The sequence below is a fragment of the Enterobacter cloacae complex sp. P47BA genome (genome assembly GCF_014930485.1).
GTDB classification, from domain to species: Bacteria; Pseudomonadota; Gammaproteobacteria; order Enterobacterales; family Enterobacteriaceae; genus Enterobacter; species Enterobacter bugandensis.
The window spans coordinates 58,267-75,219 of sequence record NZ_JADBRF010000004.1 but is presented as its reverse complement, the minus strand read 5'-3'; the positions used below and the strand labels follow the sequence as shown (position 1 = coordinate 75,219).

The following is a 16,953-nucleotide window of genomic DNA, read 5'->3' as shown; positions in this document are numbered from 1 at the left end:
CACCTTGCGAGGGCACTTTTTCGCCTCTTTGACCCTGGGTCGCCCGCCGAATCGACGGCCTTTTTTATTAACAATTACGCAACATAAAGAGACATCTGTTATTTTTTGTTATTACATAAAGATGAAAAGATGCGGTAAATGGGATAACAGGATATTTCCGCTAAATTTAAAAAAATAGCCATTAAGATCCAGAAGATAATACAAACCAATAAGCGGAGACTAATTTAGAGGGTTTTCGGAAAAAACTTACTCTGTATAATAAGATGCGTACCAAATCTGAATAAGAAAAATCTTTTTGCCAACACCAGCCAAATGAGATGACCGCGCTGAGGCACTGTTCTTTTCATTACGTAAACAAGGATGCTTTCGCTCTTTCCAGGGAAATACTACGGTATAGGGATCTGCACTTTATATCCTTCCGGCATTTCGAGAGTTTTACAAAACTCTGCATAACGCTTTTAACAATCTGAGGCATTAAAAATGAAACCGGCATCCGTTATCATTATGGACGAACATCCTATCGTCAGAATGTCGATAGAGGTCCTGCTACAGAAAAATAAAAATATCACAGTCAAGCTTAAGTCTGGCGATAGCCATGAAGTTCTTGACTGCATTCGCAATCATCCTATCGATTTGGTGATCCTTGACATCGAACTTACGGGCACAGACGCCTTCGCTTTACTGAAGAGAATCAGAAACTTAAACAAAGACATCAAGATTCTGTTCCTCTCCTCTAAATCAGAGTTATTTTACGCGGGTCGTGCGATTCGCGCCGGGGCCAACGGCTTCGTCAGTAAACGAAAAGATTTGGGTGAGATCTACAACGCCGTAGAGATGATTCTGATGGGTTATTCTTTTTTCCCGTCGGAAACGCTGAATTTTATAAACCATATGGGTTCGGGAAAAGGGATGGCAGCGGATATGCCATTATCGAATCGCGAGGTCACGGTATTACGTTATCTGGCGAATGGATTATCCAATAAGGAGATTGCTGAACAGTTACTGTTGAGCAATAAGACCATCAGTGCGCACAAATCCAATATTTATTCCAAGCTTGGCGTACAAAGCATCGTGGAATTAATAGATTACGCCAAAGCGCACGAGCTGCTATAACCTGAATTCACTCCCTGCAGTTTATCCGAGCTGCAGGGAGTGCGGTCAGCGCTAATTATAATTAATCATGAAGGTAGCATCCGCATCAGCCCGTCCGGGCTGAGGGTTATCGGCCGTGGCAATATAATTGGCATAAAATGATAGGGTCGCATTCCCCTGTGCATCAACCGTGACCGGCTGGCTGGCCTGCTGAAGCGCCAGACGCGTTTTATCCGCATCCCTGATCTCGACGGCGACGTGGCTCGCTGTACTGGCATCATTCAGTGCCAGCAACCCGCTATTGCTCCCGTCTGCCTTACCCGAGAACGTAATGGACGCCGCCCCGGGCGGACAGCCGGTCAGCTTCAGCGTGAAGGGCATAGGCTGCGTGCGGCTCCCCGTGGTGTTGAGCTGCTTCGTGGGCCAGGTGCCCAGCGTGACCGTTTTGTCGCTATCGTTACCCTCTGCCACGCAGGTAAAATCGACGATATTGCCGTAGAGCCGAATATTAATTTCGCCCAATGCGGTTTCCGCCTGAGCCTGGGTGCAAAGCGCAAAGAGCGCCACGGTGATAAAACGGATCCCGTTTCGCATGTCTGCTCCTTAGTCGTAATCCACACGCAAATATCCGCGCGAGGTAAAGCGTCCTTCCGCTGGCTTGTTGCCCGTCACGCTCACCGGCCAGACCCGGATCCCCACCTGCGCCTGCGCGCTGTCGTCCAGGCGGAACGGAATTTTGCTCGTCAGGTTGTTAGGCGTGAGCGGCGCACCGCTCTCGTTGGCAATGATAAACCCCACATCCGGGTTATCCGACACCACCACATTATTGGAGACCTTTTCAGCCTCGACGCGCATCGTCAGCATGGCGTTTGCCTCCACGTTGGTGCATTTAATCGCGATGGTTTTACTTTGCGATGAGACGCCCTCCGGCTTGTTACCCACGCCCGCCTTGCTGAACAGGGAGGCGCCAATGTCGCCGAAATCAAATTCAACCACATTGCCGGCGTTGATGGCGCAGCTCTGCGGCACCTGAATGGTTCCGCTGTAGCTGATGGTGTAGACCGGCGTGGTCAACGGATCGGAGGAGGTGGTGGTGACGTAAACGCGGAACATGGTGGCACGCGGGATCACCACCATATTGATAAAGCGTCGGGTCACCTTAAGACGGAAAATAAGGCTGGAATCCTGCACGCCAAACGGTTTGTTTTTTGAAACGTTCGGATGGCTCCCCATCTGGATATAGTTTTTGGGTGGATAAAACGCGCCAGCATAGCTGTCCGTGATCTTCATCGCCCCGTCCAGATAGTCGTTAAGCTTCAGATACTGATAGCCATCGCTGGTCCCGGTGATCGGGTAATCCGTCACGTAGCTGCGCTTGGTGGTATTCCCGACGGTGCCCTTCGGGCAGACGGCGTTTACCCCCACCCACTGCGATTTCTCGCTGAGGGTGACAACCTGCCCAACCTGGTTATTCGAGCTGTTGAATTTATCCGTCAGGTCGTAATGCACCTCCGTCGGCACGCCCTTTTCATTGACGCACACGGTGGCTAACGCGTTTGTCGCGGGCAGGATTGCCAGAAGCGACAAGGCAAAGATATGGATTTTAATCACAGCGGATCCCCTTAAGTGTGATCGCCTGTTGCAGGCTCTTTTCAGGCAAGCTGTAAGGCGCACGGCACTGGGACTGCGCCCCGTTACCCCACTGGACCAGCAGTTCGCCTTCCAGCGGCAGCCCACTCAGGTAAATTTGCCCGTCATCCCCCACCATGCTGGTCACGCCGCTCTGGGTTTCGCGCACCACGGCGCCGAACGGCACCGGCTGGTTGCCGCGCGTTACCGTCAGCAGGGCGCGCACGCCAATGCGGGTATCAAAGCTGGCGCGGACCAGCGCGCCTTTGGTCGGCACCACGCTGCTCACGTTGTTTTCGATGTCGGTGTTGTTGCTCATGGTATTGGTATCCAGCGCCACGCGGTTGTAGCGGTAGACGGTGGCGTACGGCATGACCGCGTAGCCTCGCCAGTCGGTCTTCACGCCGGTCTGGTTTTCCACGCTGACGCCTGATGCCCCCGGCGCCTTAATCAGCACGTTGGTATCGCCCAGCGGCTGGCTGAAGGTCACGCCGTCTGAATGGCCAACTACCCCACCGGAGAGCTGCCAGTTGAGATCGTGCTGATCGCGGGAATAGTTGTAGCCCACGCCCAGCGTGCCGTAGGTTGCCTGCCAGTTGGCGCTGGCGCTTCCGCTTGAGCCGTTGGTGCTGGCGTGTCCCTGGGTCACGCTGTAGTTCAGGTTGCGGTCCTCAAGCAGCGTGCCGCTGACGCCGGTTTGCCAGCTCGTGTCGCCATCGCTGTTTCGGCTGGCGGATGCGGTGGCATAGGCGCGATCGATCGCGCTGTCCCGGCGATAGCCCTGGCGGGTAAAGAGGCTAAACGGCACGGAGACGTTAAACGACGCGATCCGGTCGGTACCGTCGATCCCGACGGATTTGTTCCACGACCATGACAGGGAGTAGTTGATCCCCTTAACGCCCCCCGCGTAGCCCAGCTGATACCAGAGGTTCGTTTCGTCCGTCCCCCAGTAGGTTTGCTCACTCCCGGAGATATAGACCGAGCCGTAATCCCCCAGCGACTGGGAAATATTGAGCTGGAAGCGGCCTTTTTTATTCCACGTCAGGTTGTGATAGCTCTGCACGTCCGGCACATCGTTATCGTCCTGGCTATCGGCATACTGGTAGCCCTCCATTGAGCGCCAGGCCACGTCGTCCAGGGTGTAAAACCCCTTCGTTGAGTAGCGGTAGCCCAGCAGCTGGAAGTTGGTGCCAAACCCGTTCAGCGATTTTGCATACAGAAAACGCAGGGACTGACCTTCATGTTTGCTGTCGTCCGCGAGCTGGCTGCGGGCGTGGGTGATATCGACGGAGACTGCGCCCCAGTCACCGAGGTTTTTTCCGGCCCCGACGGCCACTGCGGTATAGCGTGACGCCAGCTGGGTACCGCCATAGAGCGTAAAGCCGTTAGCAAGGCCGGTAATCAGGGTGCCCTGGGCGAAGAACGGTGTATCCTGGTCGCTGTTACCGCTGCGGTAATCCCCCGCCACGAGGTCATATTTCCAGCGCCCTTCACGCTGCAGGAGCGGCACGGTGGAGTACGGCACGGTGTAGCGCTGCTGGCTGCCGTCTTTCTCTTCCACCGTGACGTCAAGGTCACCGCTGGAGGAGGTCGGGTTAAGATCGGTAATGGCGAACGCGCCGGGCTGGACGTAGCTTTGATAGATAACGTAGCCGTTCTGGCGAACCACCACTTTGGCAGGCGTACGGGCAATACCGCGCACGGTCGGCGCGTAACCCTGCAGGCTGTCGGGATACATGCTGTCAGACGAATAGAGCCGCCCGCCGCGAAAACCGACGCTGTCGAAAACGTCATTCCCGGTGTTGCTGTCGCCCAGCACCAGCTCACTTTTCAGTGGGATAACGGTGCGCTGCGCCCAGGTGCCAATATTCTGCCACTCGCTGCGCCGCTTCCCGTTATTTTGCGTGTAGCGCCATGCGCCGTTGTTGCGTAAACGCCAGGCGCCATAGTTCAGCCCGCTCTGCAGGTTCAGGTAATAGCTGTCGTCTTCGCTTCCCCGGTTGCCCGTAAAGCTGTAGTTCACCAGCGCGGCGGGAATGCCTTCATCCCACTGTTCAGGCGGAATATAGCCGCGCGCGCTGTTTTGCATTGCCACCTGCGGCAGGCTGACGTTCAGGCGCTGTGAAGCAAAGTTAAATACCGTTTCGCTGCCGGGAATGGCCGTGGTCAATGGAACGCACGTTTCACCCTGCACCTTCGCCAGCTCGGGAAATGCGGCAACGTTGACGCCAAAGCGATCGAGCATCGCGCGCGTAATGCACGGCGACAGGCCGCCCGCCACCGGCGGCGTGTTCTCGGCCTGTTCAAAACGCACGTCCTGGGTGCCGATAAACTCATCGTTACGCCAGATATCCACGCGATAGATGCCGGGTGCCTGCTGGTGCCCCTGTTCAAAACGCGACAAATCCGCCACGCTGGCGGTGTCGTCGGATAAGAAGGCCGGGTTGAAGTAGCTTTCGCTCCAGCCAGCCTGCGGCCAGAGCGCGGCCATCAGCGCCAGTGCAACCGGGCAGTAACGTCCCTGGTGGTTTTTCATCGCCCTGACTCTGCTCACAGGTTGACGCTGCGCGCCGGTGTAATGGCGCCGTAGTCATTCACGCTCTGCCAGGAGAGCGTACCGCCGGCCCCGGCGGGCAGCACCTGCTGAGCCGAGTTTTTCGGCGCGACCATCAGGTTTTCCAGCGTCTGACCGCCCAGCTTCAGGTTGACCAGAGTGATGTAATACGGCGAGGCGTTGCTGACTTTGAGATGGTTCCCCACGCGCTCAAAGCGCAGTTGGGAAAGCGCCTCATCCGGCTGCATCGCCAGGTTATTCGGGCGCACAAACAGCTTGATGCGCGAAAGGATCGCCAGCTGCAGCACGTTATTATTTTCCGTTTTCGCTTTGTTCACTGACGGGATCGCCTTCACGTTCATGTAAAAGAGCGATTCGCGATCGGCGGGCAGCGCGGGCCCGGCGTAAATAATACGCAGCGTGTTTTCGCTGTCCGGCTCGCTAACGAACAGCGGCGGCGTGACGGCAAAGGTTTTTTCCTTTTGCCCGCTGGCATTTTCGATCCACGCGTTAATTAAGTAGCGTTCTTGTTTATTGCTGTTGGTGATCGCCAGCGACGTTTGCTTCGCATCCGCCGGATAAATAACGCGCGTGGCCCCCAGCGCAATACCGCCGGAAGCATTCGCGCAAGCAGAAACCATCATTAAAATAAACGATAAAAGCAGTCCTGGTTTAATTAGCATATTCATCAAAACCGTACCTTTAATAATGTGTTCGCAGGTGTTATGGATAAATCAACGTAAACCAGACATCCGACTGAATATTGCCTGGCACGAGGTGTTCGGAAATAGCGCGATAGCGGGCGCTAAAATGAAATGCGAGCTCGCTGGTATTCACGGGCAACCAGCTGACGGCCGTCGCATTCGGGATAATCTGACGCTGCTGCTCATCAAAAAGCGCCAGCCCTACACCGCTGCTGACAGGCGTTTCACCTGGCCGCGATGTCGCCAGAAAAACCTGCGGATCTTCCGCAGGCGTCACGCCCTGAAACTGGATCCCCACGATGCGGGAGACATCCACGCTGCAGTCCAGCAGCCGCACGGTGAACGGCACATTAACCGTTGAAAAGCTGCCCACACCGGAAAATGAATTGGTTCGGTACTGCCCCATGTCGATGCGCATATTCTGGCTGTCGGGCGCCACGGCGCAGCCGCCGTTTACCAGCTCCCCACGAAGATGCACCTTGCCGCCTTCGATCACCACGGTATGCGCCGATGCCGGGCAGGCCATCGCAAGGGTTAAAAGCAGTAGTGTTCCAGTCCTTGTCATCCTTCGTTCCTGGCAGTAGCGTATGACGGGCCTCGTCCCTGAGGCCTGAACATCCCTGTGCGAGGGTATTATTCGTATTTCATTACGAAGGTGGCGTCAGCGTTCGCCTGGCCTGGCTCGGTGGTTGCAGCCGTTGATTTGTAGCGCGCGGTGAATTGCAGGGTGTTAGTCCCTTTAATCAGGTCTTTCGCGGCAGAGAAGGTGGCACCGTCCGGGGTCAGCACGCTGGATTTGCTGTCGAGGATCTCGATACCCACGCCTTTCGCGGTGTTGTCGTTGTTACCGGACGTCACGGCCAGCAGGGTTTTGTCGGTCGCGTCGATCTGGCCGGTGAAAGCAACGGCAGCGGTTTTCGCAACCAGTGGATCGCAGTCATTCAGTTCAATGTTGAACGGAATATTAGAGGTGGTGTCGCCGACTTTGGTGAATTTCGCGGTACGATACTGACCGAGATTAACCGTCTGCTCGGAAGAATCGGTATTTACTGAACAAGCAGCATTAACCAGTTCACCTTTAAAATGCACGGTACCGCCATTTACGGTAACCGGCGTAACGGGATCGGCTGCATTAGCGGCACCCGCGACCAGGGCCAGTGTTGCAATAACAGAAGAAGCAATGTTGCTGAGTTTCATGTCTATTCCTTTAAAATGTAAATAACCCTTCCCGCGAAAAATCGGGAATAAGAAATACGTTCAATTGCATAATTGAAAACTTATTTCGGAGGAGACAAAGTAGCTCAGGATGTAATTTTTAAATATGTCAAAACACTGCCATTTCGCCAGGTCACATCCTAATCCCGTCTAAGAAATTGACCATCCCTTAAGAAGGGTTTTTGCGCCTCCCGGATGAAAACTCGTAAAGGGTGACTGACAGCGGCGCTCGCTTCTGACAAAATACAGGCAATCCCCCCTTCAAACGTTACAGACGGAATCTTCTCTCTGATGGCAGCAAAGATTATTGACGGTAAAACGATTGCGCAGCAGGTGCGCTCTGAGGTCGCGGAAAAAGTGAAGGCGCGTAAAGCCGCCGGAAAACGCGCTCCCGGGCTGGCCGTTGTGCTGGTTGGCAGCAACCCGGCATCACAGATTTATGTCGGCAGCAAACGCAAAGCGTGTGAAGAGGTGGGGTTCGTCTCCCGCTCTTACGATTTGCCGGAAACCACCAGCGAAGCGGAACTGCTGGAACTTATTGACACCCTGAATGCCGATAAAGAGATCGACGGCATTCTGGTTCAGCTGCCGCTGCCTGCGGGCATCGACAACGTGAAGGTGCTGGAGCGTATCGCGCCAGATAAAGACGTCGACGGTTTCCATCCGTACAACGTGGGCCGCCTGTGCCAGCGCGCGCCGCGTCTGCGCCCGTGCACCCCGCGCGGCATCGTGACGCTGCTGGAGCGTTATAACATCGACACCTACGGCCTGAACGCCGTGGTCATCGGCGCGTCCAATATCGTGGGCCGTCCGATGAGCATGGAGCTGCTGCTGGCCGGCTGCACCACCACCGTGACCCACCGCTTTACCAAAAACCTGCGTCACCACGTTGAAAACGCCGATCTGCTGATCGTCGCGGTCGGCAAGCCGGGCTTTATTCCGGGCGAGTGGATCAAAGAGGGCGCGATTGTCGTGGACGTCGGGATTAACCGTCTGGAAAACGGCAAAGTGGTCGGCGACGTGGTGTACGAAGATGCGGCGGCTCGCGCCTCTTACATTACGCCAGTGCCGGGCGGCGTTGGCCCGATGACTGTAGCAACGCTGATTCAGAATACTTTGCAGGCATGCGAAGAGTACCACGATGTAGAGGAAGCATAAGATGGCCACATTTTCATTAGGCAAACACCCGCACGTTGAGCTGTGCGATCTGCTCAAGCTTGAAGGCTGGAGCGAAAGCGGCGCGCAGGCGAAAATCGTTATCGCCGACGGGCGGGTTTTAGTCGACGGCGTGGTGGAAACCCGCAAGCGCTGCAAGATTGTCGCCGGCCAGACCGTGAGCTTTGAAGGGCAGAGCGTGACCGTTACTGGCTGAGCTGTTTGATGCCCTCACCCTAACCCTCTCCCACAGGGAGAGGGATCCCCAGTAATTTTTTCCTGAAGCGATGAACATTGCTTCAGAGAAATGAATAACTTACAGCGATGTCCTGGTCCGGCTGTAAATCGCTGAGGCGTTTCCTGTAGGCCGGGGCGAGGCGCATGGATGCGCCGAGAGGGCGGGCTTTACAGGGACGTTACCTCCGCCCGCCTCCGACAAGCCGAAAGGAATAAGCCGAAGGCACCGCGAAGCGGCGATTTACCGCCGGGAGCCCGGGTCGCCAGGGCGGCGGCGATTGAGCCGCCCTGGCACGTTCACCGGCCATGTCCTTACAGAGTAGCAAGTAACATAAAGTGAACGGAATGACCACCAGAGCCGTATGTTCCCCCTCACCCCAGCCCTCTCCCTCAAGGGAGAGGGGGTTGTCCGTGCAGGTATTATTTTGTGGGGATTCCTCAGCCCACAGGGAGAGGGGATAAAAATCCCCCACAACCATCACGGTTATTTATCGATCAACTTCAAATAATCACTATTTCATCTGTTGAAAGGTGAGATTTCAGTTGCGCGTTTTTCACTCTTTCCCCACGATAAGTAGAACGTTCTACTAAAACGTTCTACTTACTATAACAGCGCTTAAAAAGCGCTACTCGGGGGAAATCAGCATGAGTCTGATATCAGGGTTTGTTAAATCGCTGTCTAAGTTATCGATGATTGGTCGCGCCTTAATGCTGCCAATTTCACTGCTTCCCGCTGCGGGCCTGCTGCTGGCCTTCGGCGATAAGTTCCACCTGCCGCTGATGATGAACGCTGGCGGGGTTATCTTTGATAACCTGCCGATGCTGTTTGCCATCGGCTCTGCTGTCGGTCTGGCCTCGGAATCCGGCATTGCAGCACTCTCGGCGGCGGTGTCGGTGTTTGTCACCAACATCACCATCAGCACCGTGCTGAGCATTACGCCGGAAATGGCCTCACAGGGCGGAAAATATGCCATGGTGGTCGGCATCCCGACGCTGCAGATGGGCGTCTTCGGCGGGCTTATCTGCGGTATTCTCGCAGCCTGGTGCTACAACCGCTTCCACACCATGCAGCTCCCGGAGTTCCTCGGCTTCTTCTCCGGGAAGCGCTTTGTGGCGATCGCCACGGCGTTCCTCTCTTTCCTGATGGGGCTGCTGCTACCGTACGTCTGGCAGCATATTCAGGCCGGTATCGACGCGCTCTCCGTGATCGTAAACGGTGATAACCAGGCGGCATCAACCTTTATCTTCGGGCTGGTGGAGCGCGCGCTGATCCCGCTCGGCCTGCACCACATCTGGTATCCGTCCTTCTGGTATTCGTTCGGGGATTACACCACCCAGGCGGGCCAGGTGATCCACGGTGACCAGACCATCTGGTTCAAAATGCTCGAAGAGGGGGTGAAATCCTTCAGCAGCGACACCTACCAGAACGCCGGTAAGTTCATGCAGGGCGAGTTCCCGCTGATGCTGTTCGCGCTGCCCGCGGCATGCCTGGCGATGTACCACGAAGCGCATACGAAGAATAAGAAAATCGCGGCCGGTATTCTCTTCTCCGCTGCCCTCACCTGCTTCCTGACGGGGATCACCGAGCCGGTAGAGTTCACCTTTATCTTCGTGGCGCCGATTCTGTACGTCTTCAACGCCATCATGGCGGGCCTGGCGTACATGACCATGTACCTGCTGCACGCGCATATCGCCAAATCGTTCTCGGCGGGCTTTATCGACTACCTGTCGTTCGGGATCCTGCCGTCGTTTAACGGCTATCAGACCAACTTCCTGAGTGCCATTATCATCGGCATTCCGATGGCGCTGATTTACTACTTCACGTTCCGCTTCGTGATCCGTCGCTTCGACGTGAAAACGCCGGGCCGTACGGAGGTGACCGCCAGCGCGAATGACAAGTCCGATTCCGAACTTGCCACCGAAATCATCGGCCTGCTGGGCGGCGCGCAGAACATTGACTCCGTCGGCTCCTGCATCACCCGCCTGCGTCTGGAAGTCGCGAAGAGCGATGCGGTGGACAGGGACGGACTGAACGGGCTTGGCGCACGCGGCGTGGTCTTCGTCGGCGACAACGGGATCCAGGTGATTTTCGGTGCCAGAGCACAGTTTATCGCCCAGACCATGTCCACCATGATCGGCAAATAATAAGATGCCTGAACGACACGTCTCCTGTACGCTGGGAGACGTGTCTTATCCGGCTGATAATCGGTAAATTTCAGGGAGCGGTTTTGAAGAAAGTCAGCATCATTGATGTCGCAAAGCACGCGGGCGTCTCGGTCTCTACCGTGTCGCTGGTGCTACGTCAGAAAGGGAAAATCTCAGAGGCGACGATCGAGAAGGTCAATGCCGCCATCACGACGCTGGGCTATGTTCATAACGTTGCCGCTGCCAACCTCCGCGCCAACACCTCCAATCTTATCGGCCTGATCCTGCGCGACTTCAGCGACAGCTTTTCCATCAAGGTGATGGCGAGCATCGTTCAGGAGCTGGAGAAGCAGGGTTATATGGTGTTTCTCGGCCAGCCGCTGAACGACCAGGAACATCTGGAACGGACCCTGCTGTCGTTTAAGCAGCAGGGCGTCGCGGGCGTTATTTATCTGGCGTCTGACACCCGTAACGACGCTTTACCGGAGCAGATCCGCCAGTGCCCGCTGCCGCTGGTGGCGGTCTCGCAGTCTCTGCTGGACGAAAAATGCAATCTGGTCATGCGCGATAATCGCCAGGCGGCGAATCTGGCCGCACGCTATCTTATCGAACGCGGACACCGCACGATCGCCTACATTGGCGGGCGCGAGGGCTGTCTTATCCGCGAGCAGCGCCTGCTCGGCTTTCGCAGCGCGATGACGCAAAACGGGCTGGTCTGGCGCGATGATTATTCACCGGCCTGCAGCGACGACACCCAGGCCGCCGCGATGGCAACGCGCCAGCTGCTGGAGAAAAACAGCTCCATCACCGCCCTGCTTTGCCACTCCCCGGATGCGATGATCGGCTCCATTTCCGGCATTCATCAGGTGGGTCGCACCGTGGGGAAAGACGTGTTCCTGACCCAGCAGGTGGCGCTGATCGGTTTTGAAGATATGCTCCACGTCAACCTCACCTCCCCTTCCTTCACCTACGTCTCCTCGGCCAGCGATGAAACCGGACGACAGGCGGCGGGGCTGATTATCCGCAAGCTGAAGGAGCCGGATCTGCAAACCCAGCGCATTACGCTGTCCGGGCAGCTTATCGCCCGCGAGTCGGCGTAAAATCAGAATTTGACACAGGTTTGCTGCAGTGAATTCGCTGCTATATTGCTGTGATTTGCCATGGATAATTGCAATGCCTACCGTTATCACTCACGCTGCTGTTCCCCTTTGCCTGGGCTTAGGTCTGGGAACGAAAGTCATCCCTCCCCGCCTGCTGTTTGCCGGGATCGTGCTCGCCATGCTGCCGGACGCCGACGTGCTGGCGTTCAAATTCGGCGTCGCCTACGGGAATATTTTCGGCCACCGCGGCTTTACCCATTCGCTGCTGTTTGCCTTTGCGGTACCGATACTCTGCGTGCTGATTGGCCGACGATGGTTCCGGGCCAGCCTGACGCGCTGCTGGCTGTTCTTAACCGTTTCACTGCTGTCGCACAGCCTGCTGGATTCCGTTACCACCGGCGGAAAAGGCGTCGGCTGGCTGTGGCCGTGGTCAGACGAGCGCTTCTTTGCGCCGTGGCAGGTGATTAAGGTCGCGCCGTTTGCGCTGTCGCGCTACGCCACGCCGTACGGGCATGAGGTCATTATCTCGGAACTGCTGTGGGTGTGGCTGCCGGGGGGGGTGCTGATGGGGATGTTGTGGTGGAAAAGAAGGTAAAAGTAGGCCCGGTAAGCGTTAGCGCCACCGGGCGTTACAGACTTACTTACGACGCCAGGTCGTCCCCTGCGGGCCGTCTTCCAGAATGATGCCCATCTCGGTCAGACGGTTACGCGCCGCATCCGCCGCCGCCCAGTCTTTGGCCTGACGCGCTTCCAGACGCGCTTTAATCAGCGCTTCAATTTCCGCCACTTCACCGTCGTCCGCCTGCGCACCGCTCTGCAGGAACGCGTCCGGCTCCTGCTCCAGCAGGCCGAGCACGGAAGAGAGCTTACGCAGATGAGATGCCAGCGCATTCGCCGCCGCCATGTCCTCTGACTTCAGGCGGTTCACTTCGCGCGCCATGTCGAACAGTACGGAGTAGGCTTCCGGGGTGTTGAAGTCATCGTTCATCACCTCAACGAAGCGCGCTTCGAACGCTTCGCCGCCCGCCGCAGGCACAGATTTGTCGGTGCCACGCAGCGCGGTGTACAGACGCTCCAGCGCCGAGCGCGCCTGCTTCAGGTTCTCTTCGCTGTAGTTCAGCTGGCTACGATAGTGGCCAGACATCAGGAAGTAGCGCACGGTTTCCGCGTCGTAATACTTCAGCACGTCGCGCACGGTGAAGAAGTTGCCCAGCGATTTCGACATCTTCTCGCGGTCAACCATCACCATCCCGGAGTGCATCCAGTAGTTAACGTACTCGCCGCCGTGGGCGCAGGTGGACTGTGCAATTTCGTTTTCGTGGTGCGGGAACATCAGATCCGAACCGCCGCCGTGAATGTCGAAATGGTTGCCCAGCTGCTTGCAGTTCATCGCGGAACATTCAATGTGCCAGCCCGGACGGCCTTCGCCCCACGGGGATGGCCAGCTCGGCTCGCCCTCTTTGGACATTTTCCACAGCACGAAGTCCATCGGGTTACGCTTCACGTCCACCACGTCCACGCGCGCGCCGGCCTGCAGTTGGTCCAGGTCCTGACGGGAAAGCGCGCCGTAGGTTGGGTCCGTCGGGACGGAGAACATCACGTCGCCGTTGTCTGCCACATAGGCGTGACCGCGTTCGATCAGCTTTTCGGTGATCTCGATAATTTCGTGGATATGGTGGGTCGCACGCGGCTCGCTGTCCGGACGCAGAATATTTAAGGCATCAAAATCTTTGTGCATCTCAAAAATCATGCGATCCACCAGCGCAACAAAGCTTTCGCCGTTTTCATTAGCGCGCTTGATGATTTTGTCGTCGATGTCGGTGATGTTACGCACGTACTTCAGGTTATAGCCCAGGAAGCGCAGGTAGCGAGAGACCACGTCGAACGCGACAAAGGTACGGCCATGGCCAATATGACAGAGATCGTAAACCGTAATACCACACACGTACATGCCGACTTCCCCGGCATGGATAGGTTTAAATTCCTCTTTCTGGCGCGTCATTGTATTAAAGATTTTTAACATCGAAGATTCCATGTAAACACGTGTGTGAGTTGTTTGTTCCCTATAATACCCATAATTCGGAATAGGATCAGCACACAATGCAAGGTGATCGCGTCCTGTGGTTATGCTATAACAAGCCCCTATATATGACCCGAAGGCGGGTCGACGTACCACAATAACGGAACAGGATGCAAAAATGGTTACTTTCCACACTAATCATGGCGATATCGTAATCAAGACCTTTGATGACAAAGCGCCTGAAACAGTTAAAAACTTCCTGGACTACTGCCGCGAAGGTTTCTACAACAACACTATTTTCCACCGCGTGATCAACGGCTTTATGATCCAGGGCGGCGGTTTCGAGCCTGGCATGCGCCAGAAAGAGACCAAAGAGGCGATCAAAAACGAAGCGAACAACGGCCTGAAAAACACCCGCGGTACGCTGGCAATGGCCCGTACTCAGGCACCACACTCTGCCACCGCGCAGTTCTTCATCAACGTAGCGGACAACGACTTCCTGAACTTCTCCGGCGAAAGCCTGCAGGGCTGGGGCTACTGCGTGTTCGCAGAAGTGGTTGAAGGGATGGACGTGGTCGATAAGATCAAAGCCGTCTCTACCGGCCGCAGCGGTATGCACCAGGACGTTCCTAAAGAAGACGTTGTGATTACAAGCGTGACCGTCAGCGAGTAATTCGTGGCGACACTCTTTATTGCGGATCTGCATCTGCAAACAGAAGAACCGGCGATAACCGCCGGTTTTCTGCGTTTTTTACGCGGTGAAGCGAAAAGCGCCGACGCGCTGTACATCCTGGGCGATCTGTTTGAAGCCTGGATTGGCGACGACGATCCTAACCCGCTGCATCGTGAAATGGCTGCCGCCATTAAAACGCTGGTAGATTCCGGCGTCCCCTGCTACTTCATTCACGGCAACCGTGATTTCCTGCTCGGCAAGCGCTACGCCCGCGAAAGCGGTATGACGCTGCTGCCGGAAGAACAGGTGCTCGATCTCTATGGCCGCAAGGTACTCATCATGCACGGCGATACGCTCTGCACCGACGATACCGGCTACCTGGCGTTTCGCGCTAAGGTCCACACCCCGTGGATCCAGAAGGTGTTCCTTGCCCTGCCGCTGTTTATCCGCAACCGCATCGCCGCCAGAATGCGTGCGGGCAGCAAAGCCGCCAACAGCAGCAAATCCCTGACCATCATGGACGTCAACCCGCAAGCTGTGGTGAGCGTGATGGAAAAGCATGGCGTTCAGTGGCTGATCCACGGTCATACCCATCGCCCTGACGTGCATTCTCTGAGCGCCAACGGTGAACCGGCCCATCGCGTGGTATTGGGCGCATGGCATACTGAGGGTTCGATGGTCAAAGTCACTCCCGACAGTGTCGAACTGATCGCTTTTCCGTTTTAACGTTTTCTCGTCGTTTCGCTTGTTTCTCAGCCACGCAACCGTTTTCCTTGCCCGTATAACATGCTATTCTCTGTGCCCTCGAAAGCAGTGTGTTTCGCACCACAGGAGTTTTAAGACGCATGTCTTCCCGCAATAATCCGGCGCGTGTCGCCATCGTGATGGGGTCCAAAAGCGACTGGGCTACCATGCAGTTCGCCGCCGAAATCTTTGAAATCCTGAATGTTCCGCACCACGTTGAAGTGGTTTCCGCACACCGTACGCCGGACAAACTGTTCAGCTTCGCCGAAAGCGCCGAAGAGAACGGGTATGAGGTGATTATTGCCGGTGCGGGCGGCGCAGCACATCTGCCGGGCATGATTGCCGCCAAAACGCTGGTGCCGGTTCTGGGCGTCCCTGTTCAAAGCGCCGCGTTAAGCGGTGTCGATAGCCTCTACTCCATCGTCCAGATGCCGCGCGGTATTCCTGTCGGCACGCTGGCAATTGGCAAAGCGGGCGCGGCGAACGCCGCCCTGCTGGCCGCGCAAATTCTTGCAACGCACGACAAAGATTTACACCAACGCCTGGCGGAGTGGCGTAAAGCCCAGACCGACGAGGTGCTGGATAATCCGGACCCGCGGGGTGCGGCATGAAGCAGGTTTGCGTCCTCGGCAACGGCCAGCTGGGCCGCATGCTGCGTCAGGCTGGCGAACCGTTGGGGATTGCCGTCTGGCCCGTCGGGCTGGACGCCGAGCCGGAAGCGGTGCCGTTCCATCAGAGCGTAATCACCGCCGAAATTGAACGCTGGCCGGAAACCGCCCTGACCCGCGAGCTGGCGCGCCATAACGCCTTTGTGAACCGCGACGTGTTCCCGATCATTGCCGACCGTCTGACGCAGAAGCAGCTGTTCGACAAGCTGGGCCTCGCAACCGCCCCGTGGCAGCTGTTGTCTGATAAAAGCGAGTGGAATGACGTCTTCGCCATGCTGGGCGAACTGGCGATCGTGAAGCGCCGCGTGGGTGGCTACGACGGCCGCGGCCAGTGGCGCCTGCGCGCAGGCGACACCGCCGAGCTGCCGGACGACTGCTACGGCGAGTGCATCGTTGAGCAGGGCATCAACTTCAGCGGCGAAGTGTCGCTGGTTGGCGCACGCGGGCACGATGGCCGCACGGTGTTTTACCCGCTGACGCATAACCTGCATCAGGACGGCATTCTGCGCACCAGCGTCGCCTTCCCGCACGCCAATGCCGACCAGCAGGCGCAGGCGGAAGAGATGCTCTCCGCCATCATGCACGAGCTGGACTACGTGGGCGTGATGGCGATGGAGTGCTTCGTCACGCCGTCGGGCCTGCTGATCAACGAGCTGGCGCCGCGCGTGCACAACAGCGGCCACTGGACGCAAAACGGCGCCTCCATCAGCCAGTTCGAACTGCACCTGCGTGCCATCACCGACCTGCCGCTGCCACAGCCCGTCGTTAACAGCCCGTCGGTGATGATAAACCTGATCGGGACCGATCTGAACTACGACTGGCTGAAGCTGCCGCTGGTGCATCTGCACTGGTATGACAAAGAGGTTCGCGCGGGTCGTAAAGTGGGTCATCTCAACCTGAACGACAGCGATACCGACCGCCTGAGCGCCACCCTGGAGGCGATCGTTCCTCTCCTGCCGCCAGAATACGCGAGCGGAATTGTCTGGGCACAGTCAAAGCTCAAGTAAGACATCTGCG

17 protein-coding genes are annotated in these 16,953 nt (G+C 56.7%); 10 read left to right on the top strand and 7 right to left on the bottom strand.

Going from position 1 to position 16,953, the window contains the following annotated elements; all coding sequences use genetic code 11:
• Positions 1-480 precede the first annotated feature (480 nt).
• A complete protein-coding gene (gene fimZ / locus IM299_RS06440; protein WP_028012232.1) occupies positions 481-1,113 on the top strand; it encodes a fimbria biosynthesis transcriptional regulator FimZ in 633 nt (210 codons plus the stop codon).
• A gap of 51 nt (positions 1,114-1,164) precedes the next feature.
• Here fimZ and sfmF read toward each other — a convergent pair whose 3' ends face one another.
• The 6 genes from sfmF to fimA all read right to left on the bottom strand — a co-directional run bounded on the left by sfmF (position 1,165) and on the right by fimA (position 7,176).
• Positions 1,165-1,686, bottom strand: a complete 522-nt coding sequence (gene sfmF / locus IM299_RS06435) for a fimbria assembly protein (RefSeq protein ID WP_028012231.1) — start codon at positions 1,684-1,686, stop codon at positions 1,165-1,167.
• Between the two features lie 9 nt (positions 1,687-1,695).
• Positions 1,696-2,703: a type 1 fimbria D-mannose specific adhesin FimH gene (gene fimH, locus IM299_RS06430; RefSeq protein WP_045631416.1), complete on the bottom strand. Its 1,008-nt coding sequence runs from the start codon at positions 2,701-2,703 to the stop codon at positions 1,696-1,698.
• The gene (locus tag IM299_RS06425) at positions 2,696-5,257 is read right to left on the bottom strand and encodes a fimbrial biogenesis usher protein (protein WP_041911034.1); all 2,562 of its coding nucleotides are present in this window, start codon (positions 5,255-5,257) and stop codon (positions 2,696-2,698) included. The genes fimH and IM299_RS06425 overlap by 8 nt, the downstream gene beginning before the upstream one ends.
• A gap of 14 nt (positions 5,258-5,271) precedes the next feature.
• Entirely contained in the window at positions 5,272-5,964 is a 693-nt protein-coding gene (fimC, locus tag IM299_RS06420) for a type 1 fimbria chaperone FimC (RefSeq protein ID WP_028012228.1), read from the bottom strand.
• A gap of 34 nt (positions 5,965-5,998) precedes the next feature.
• A complete protein-coding gene (fimI, locus tag IM299_RS06415) occupies positions 5,999-6,544 on the bottom strand; it encodes a type 1 fimbrial protein subunit FimI (protein WP_028012227.1) in 546 nt (181 codons plus the stop codon).
• Between the two features lie 68 nt (positions 6,545-6,612).
• Positions 6,613-7,176 carry a type 1 fimbrial major subunit FimA gene (gene fimA, locus IM299_RS06410; protein ID WP_028012226.1) on the bottom strand — a complete coding sequence of 188 codons (564 nt, stop codon included), beginning with the start codon at positions 7,174-7,176 and terminating at the stop codon, positions 6,613-6,615.
• Positions 7,177-7,485: 309 nt separating this feature from the next.
• Between fimA and folD the strand changes: the two genes are divergently transcribed.
• The 5 genes from folD (at position 7,486) to IM299_RS06385 (ending at position 12,426) form a co-directional block, all read left to right on the top strand.
• Positions 7,486-8,352 (top strand): bifunctional methylenetetrahydrofolate dehydrogenase/methenyltetrahydrofolate cyclohydrolase FolD, encoded by an 867-nt coding sequence (gene folD, locus IM299_RS06405; protein ID WP_028012225.1) that lies wholly within the window; start codon positions 7,486-7,488, stop codon positions 8,350-8,352.
• A 1-nt stretch (position 8,353) separates the two neighbouring features.
• Entirely contained in the window at positions 8,354-8,566 is a 213-nt protein-coding gene (gene ybcJ / locus IM299_RS06400; protein WP_047362405.1) for a ribosome-associated protein YbcJ, read from the top strand.
• Between the two features lie 665 nt (positions 8,567-9,231).
• Positions 9,232-10,731, top strand: a complete 1,500-nt coding sequence (locus IM299_RS06395) for a PTS transporter subunit EIIC (RefSeq protein WP_028012223.1) — start codon at positions 9,232-9,234, stop codon at positions 10,729-10,731.
• A gap of 83 nt (positions 10,732-10,814) precedes the next feature.
• Positions 10,815-11,831 carry a Mal regulon transcriptional regulator MalI gene (malI, locus tag IM299_RS06390; protein WP_048957408.1) on the top strand — a complete coding sequence of 339 codons (1,017 nt, stop codon included), beginning with the start codon at positions 10,815-10,817 and terminating at the stop codon, positions 11,829-11,831.
• A 73-nt stretch (positions 11,832-11,904) separates the two neighbouring features.
• Positions 11,905-12,426: a metal-dependent hydrolase gene (locus tag IM299_RS06385; RefSeq protein ID WP_048957409.1), complete on the top strand. Its 522-nt coding sequence runs from the start codon at positions 11,905-11,907 to the stop codon at positions 12,424-12,426.
• Between the two features lie 42 nt (positions 12,427-12,468).
• Here IM299_RS06385 and cysS read toward each other — a convergent pair whose 3' ends face one another.
• Positions 12,469-13,854, bottom strand: coding sequence for a cysteine--tRNA ligase (gene cysS / locus IM299_RS06380; RefSeq protein ID WP_193357185.1), 1,386 nt, complete (start codon positions 13,852-13,854; stop codon positions 12,469-12,471).
• A 175-nt stretch (positions 13,855-14,029) separates the two neighbouring features.
• On the opposite strand from cysS, the gene ppiB reads away from it, so the two are divergent.
• From ppiB to purK, 4 genes are all read left to right on the top strand, one after another.
• Positions 14,030-14,524, top strand: coding sequence for a peptidylprolyl isomerase B (gene ppiB, locus IM299_RS06375; protein WP_000256009.1), 495 nt, complete (start codon positions 14,030-14,032; stop codon positions 14,522-14,524).
• 3 nt (positions 14,525-14,527) lie between these two features.
• Positions 14,528-15,250: a UDP-2,3-diacylglucosamine diphosphatase gene (gene lpxH, locus IM299_RS06370; protein ID WP_048957411.1), complete on the top strand. Its 723-nt coding sequence runs from the start codon at positions 14,528-14,530 to the stop codon at positions 15,248-15,250.
• Positions 15,251-15,369: 119 nt separating this feature from the next.
• Complete coding sequence (gene purE / locus IM299_RS06365) at positions 15,370-15,879, top strand: 5-(carboxyamino)imidazole ribonucleotide mutase (RefSeq protein WP_006809824.1); 510 nt, start codon at positions 15,370-15,372, stop codon at positions 15,877-15,879.
• The gene (gene purK, locus IM299_RS06360; RefSeq protein ID WP_041911039.1) at positions 15,876-16,943 is read left to right on the top strand and encodes a 5-(carboxyamino)imidazole ribonucleotide synthase; all 1,068 of its coding nucleotides are present in this window, start codon (positions 15,876-15,878) and stop codon (positions 16,941-16,943) included. The genes purE and purK overlap by 4 nt, the downstream gene beginning before the upstream one ends.
• The last annotated feature ends 10 nt before the right edge of the window (positions 16,944-16,953 follow it).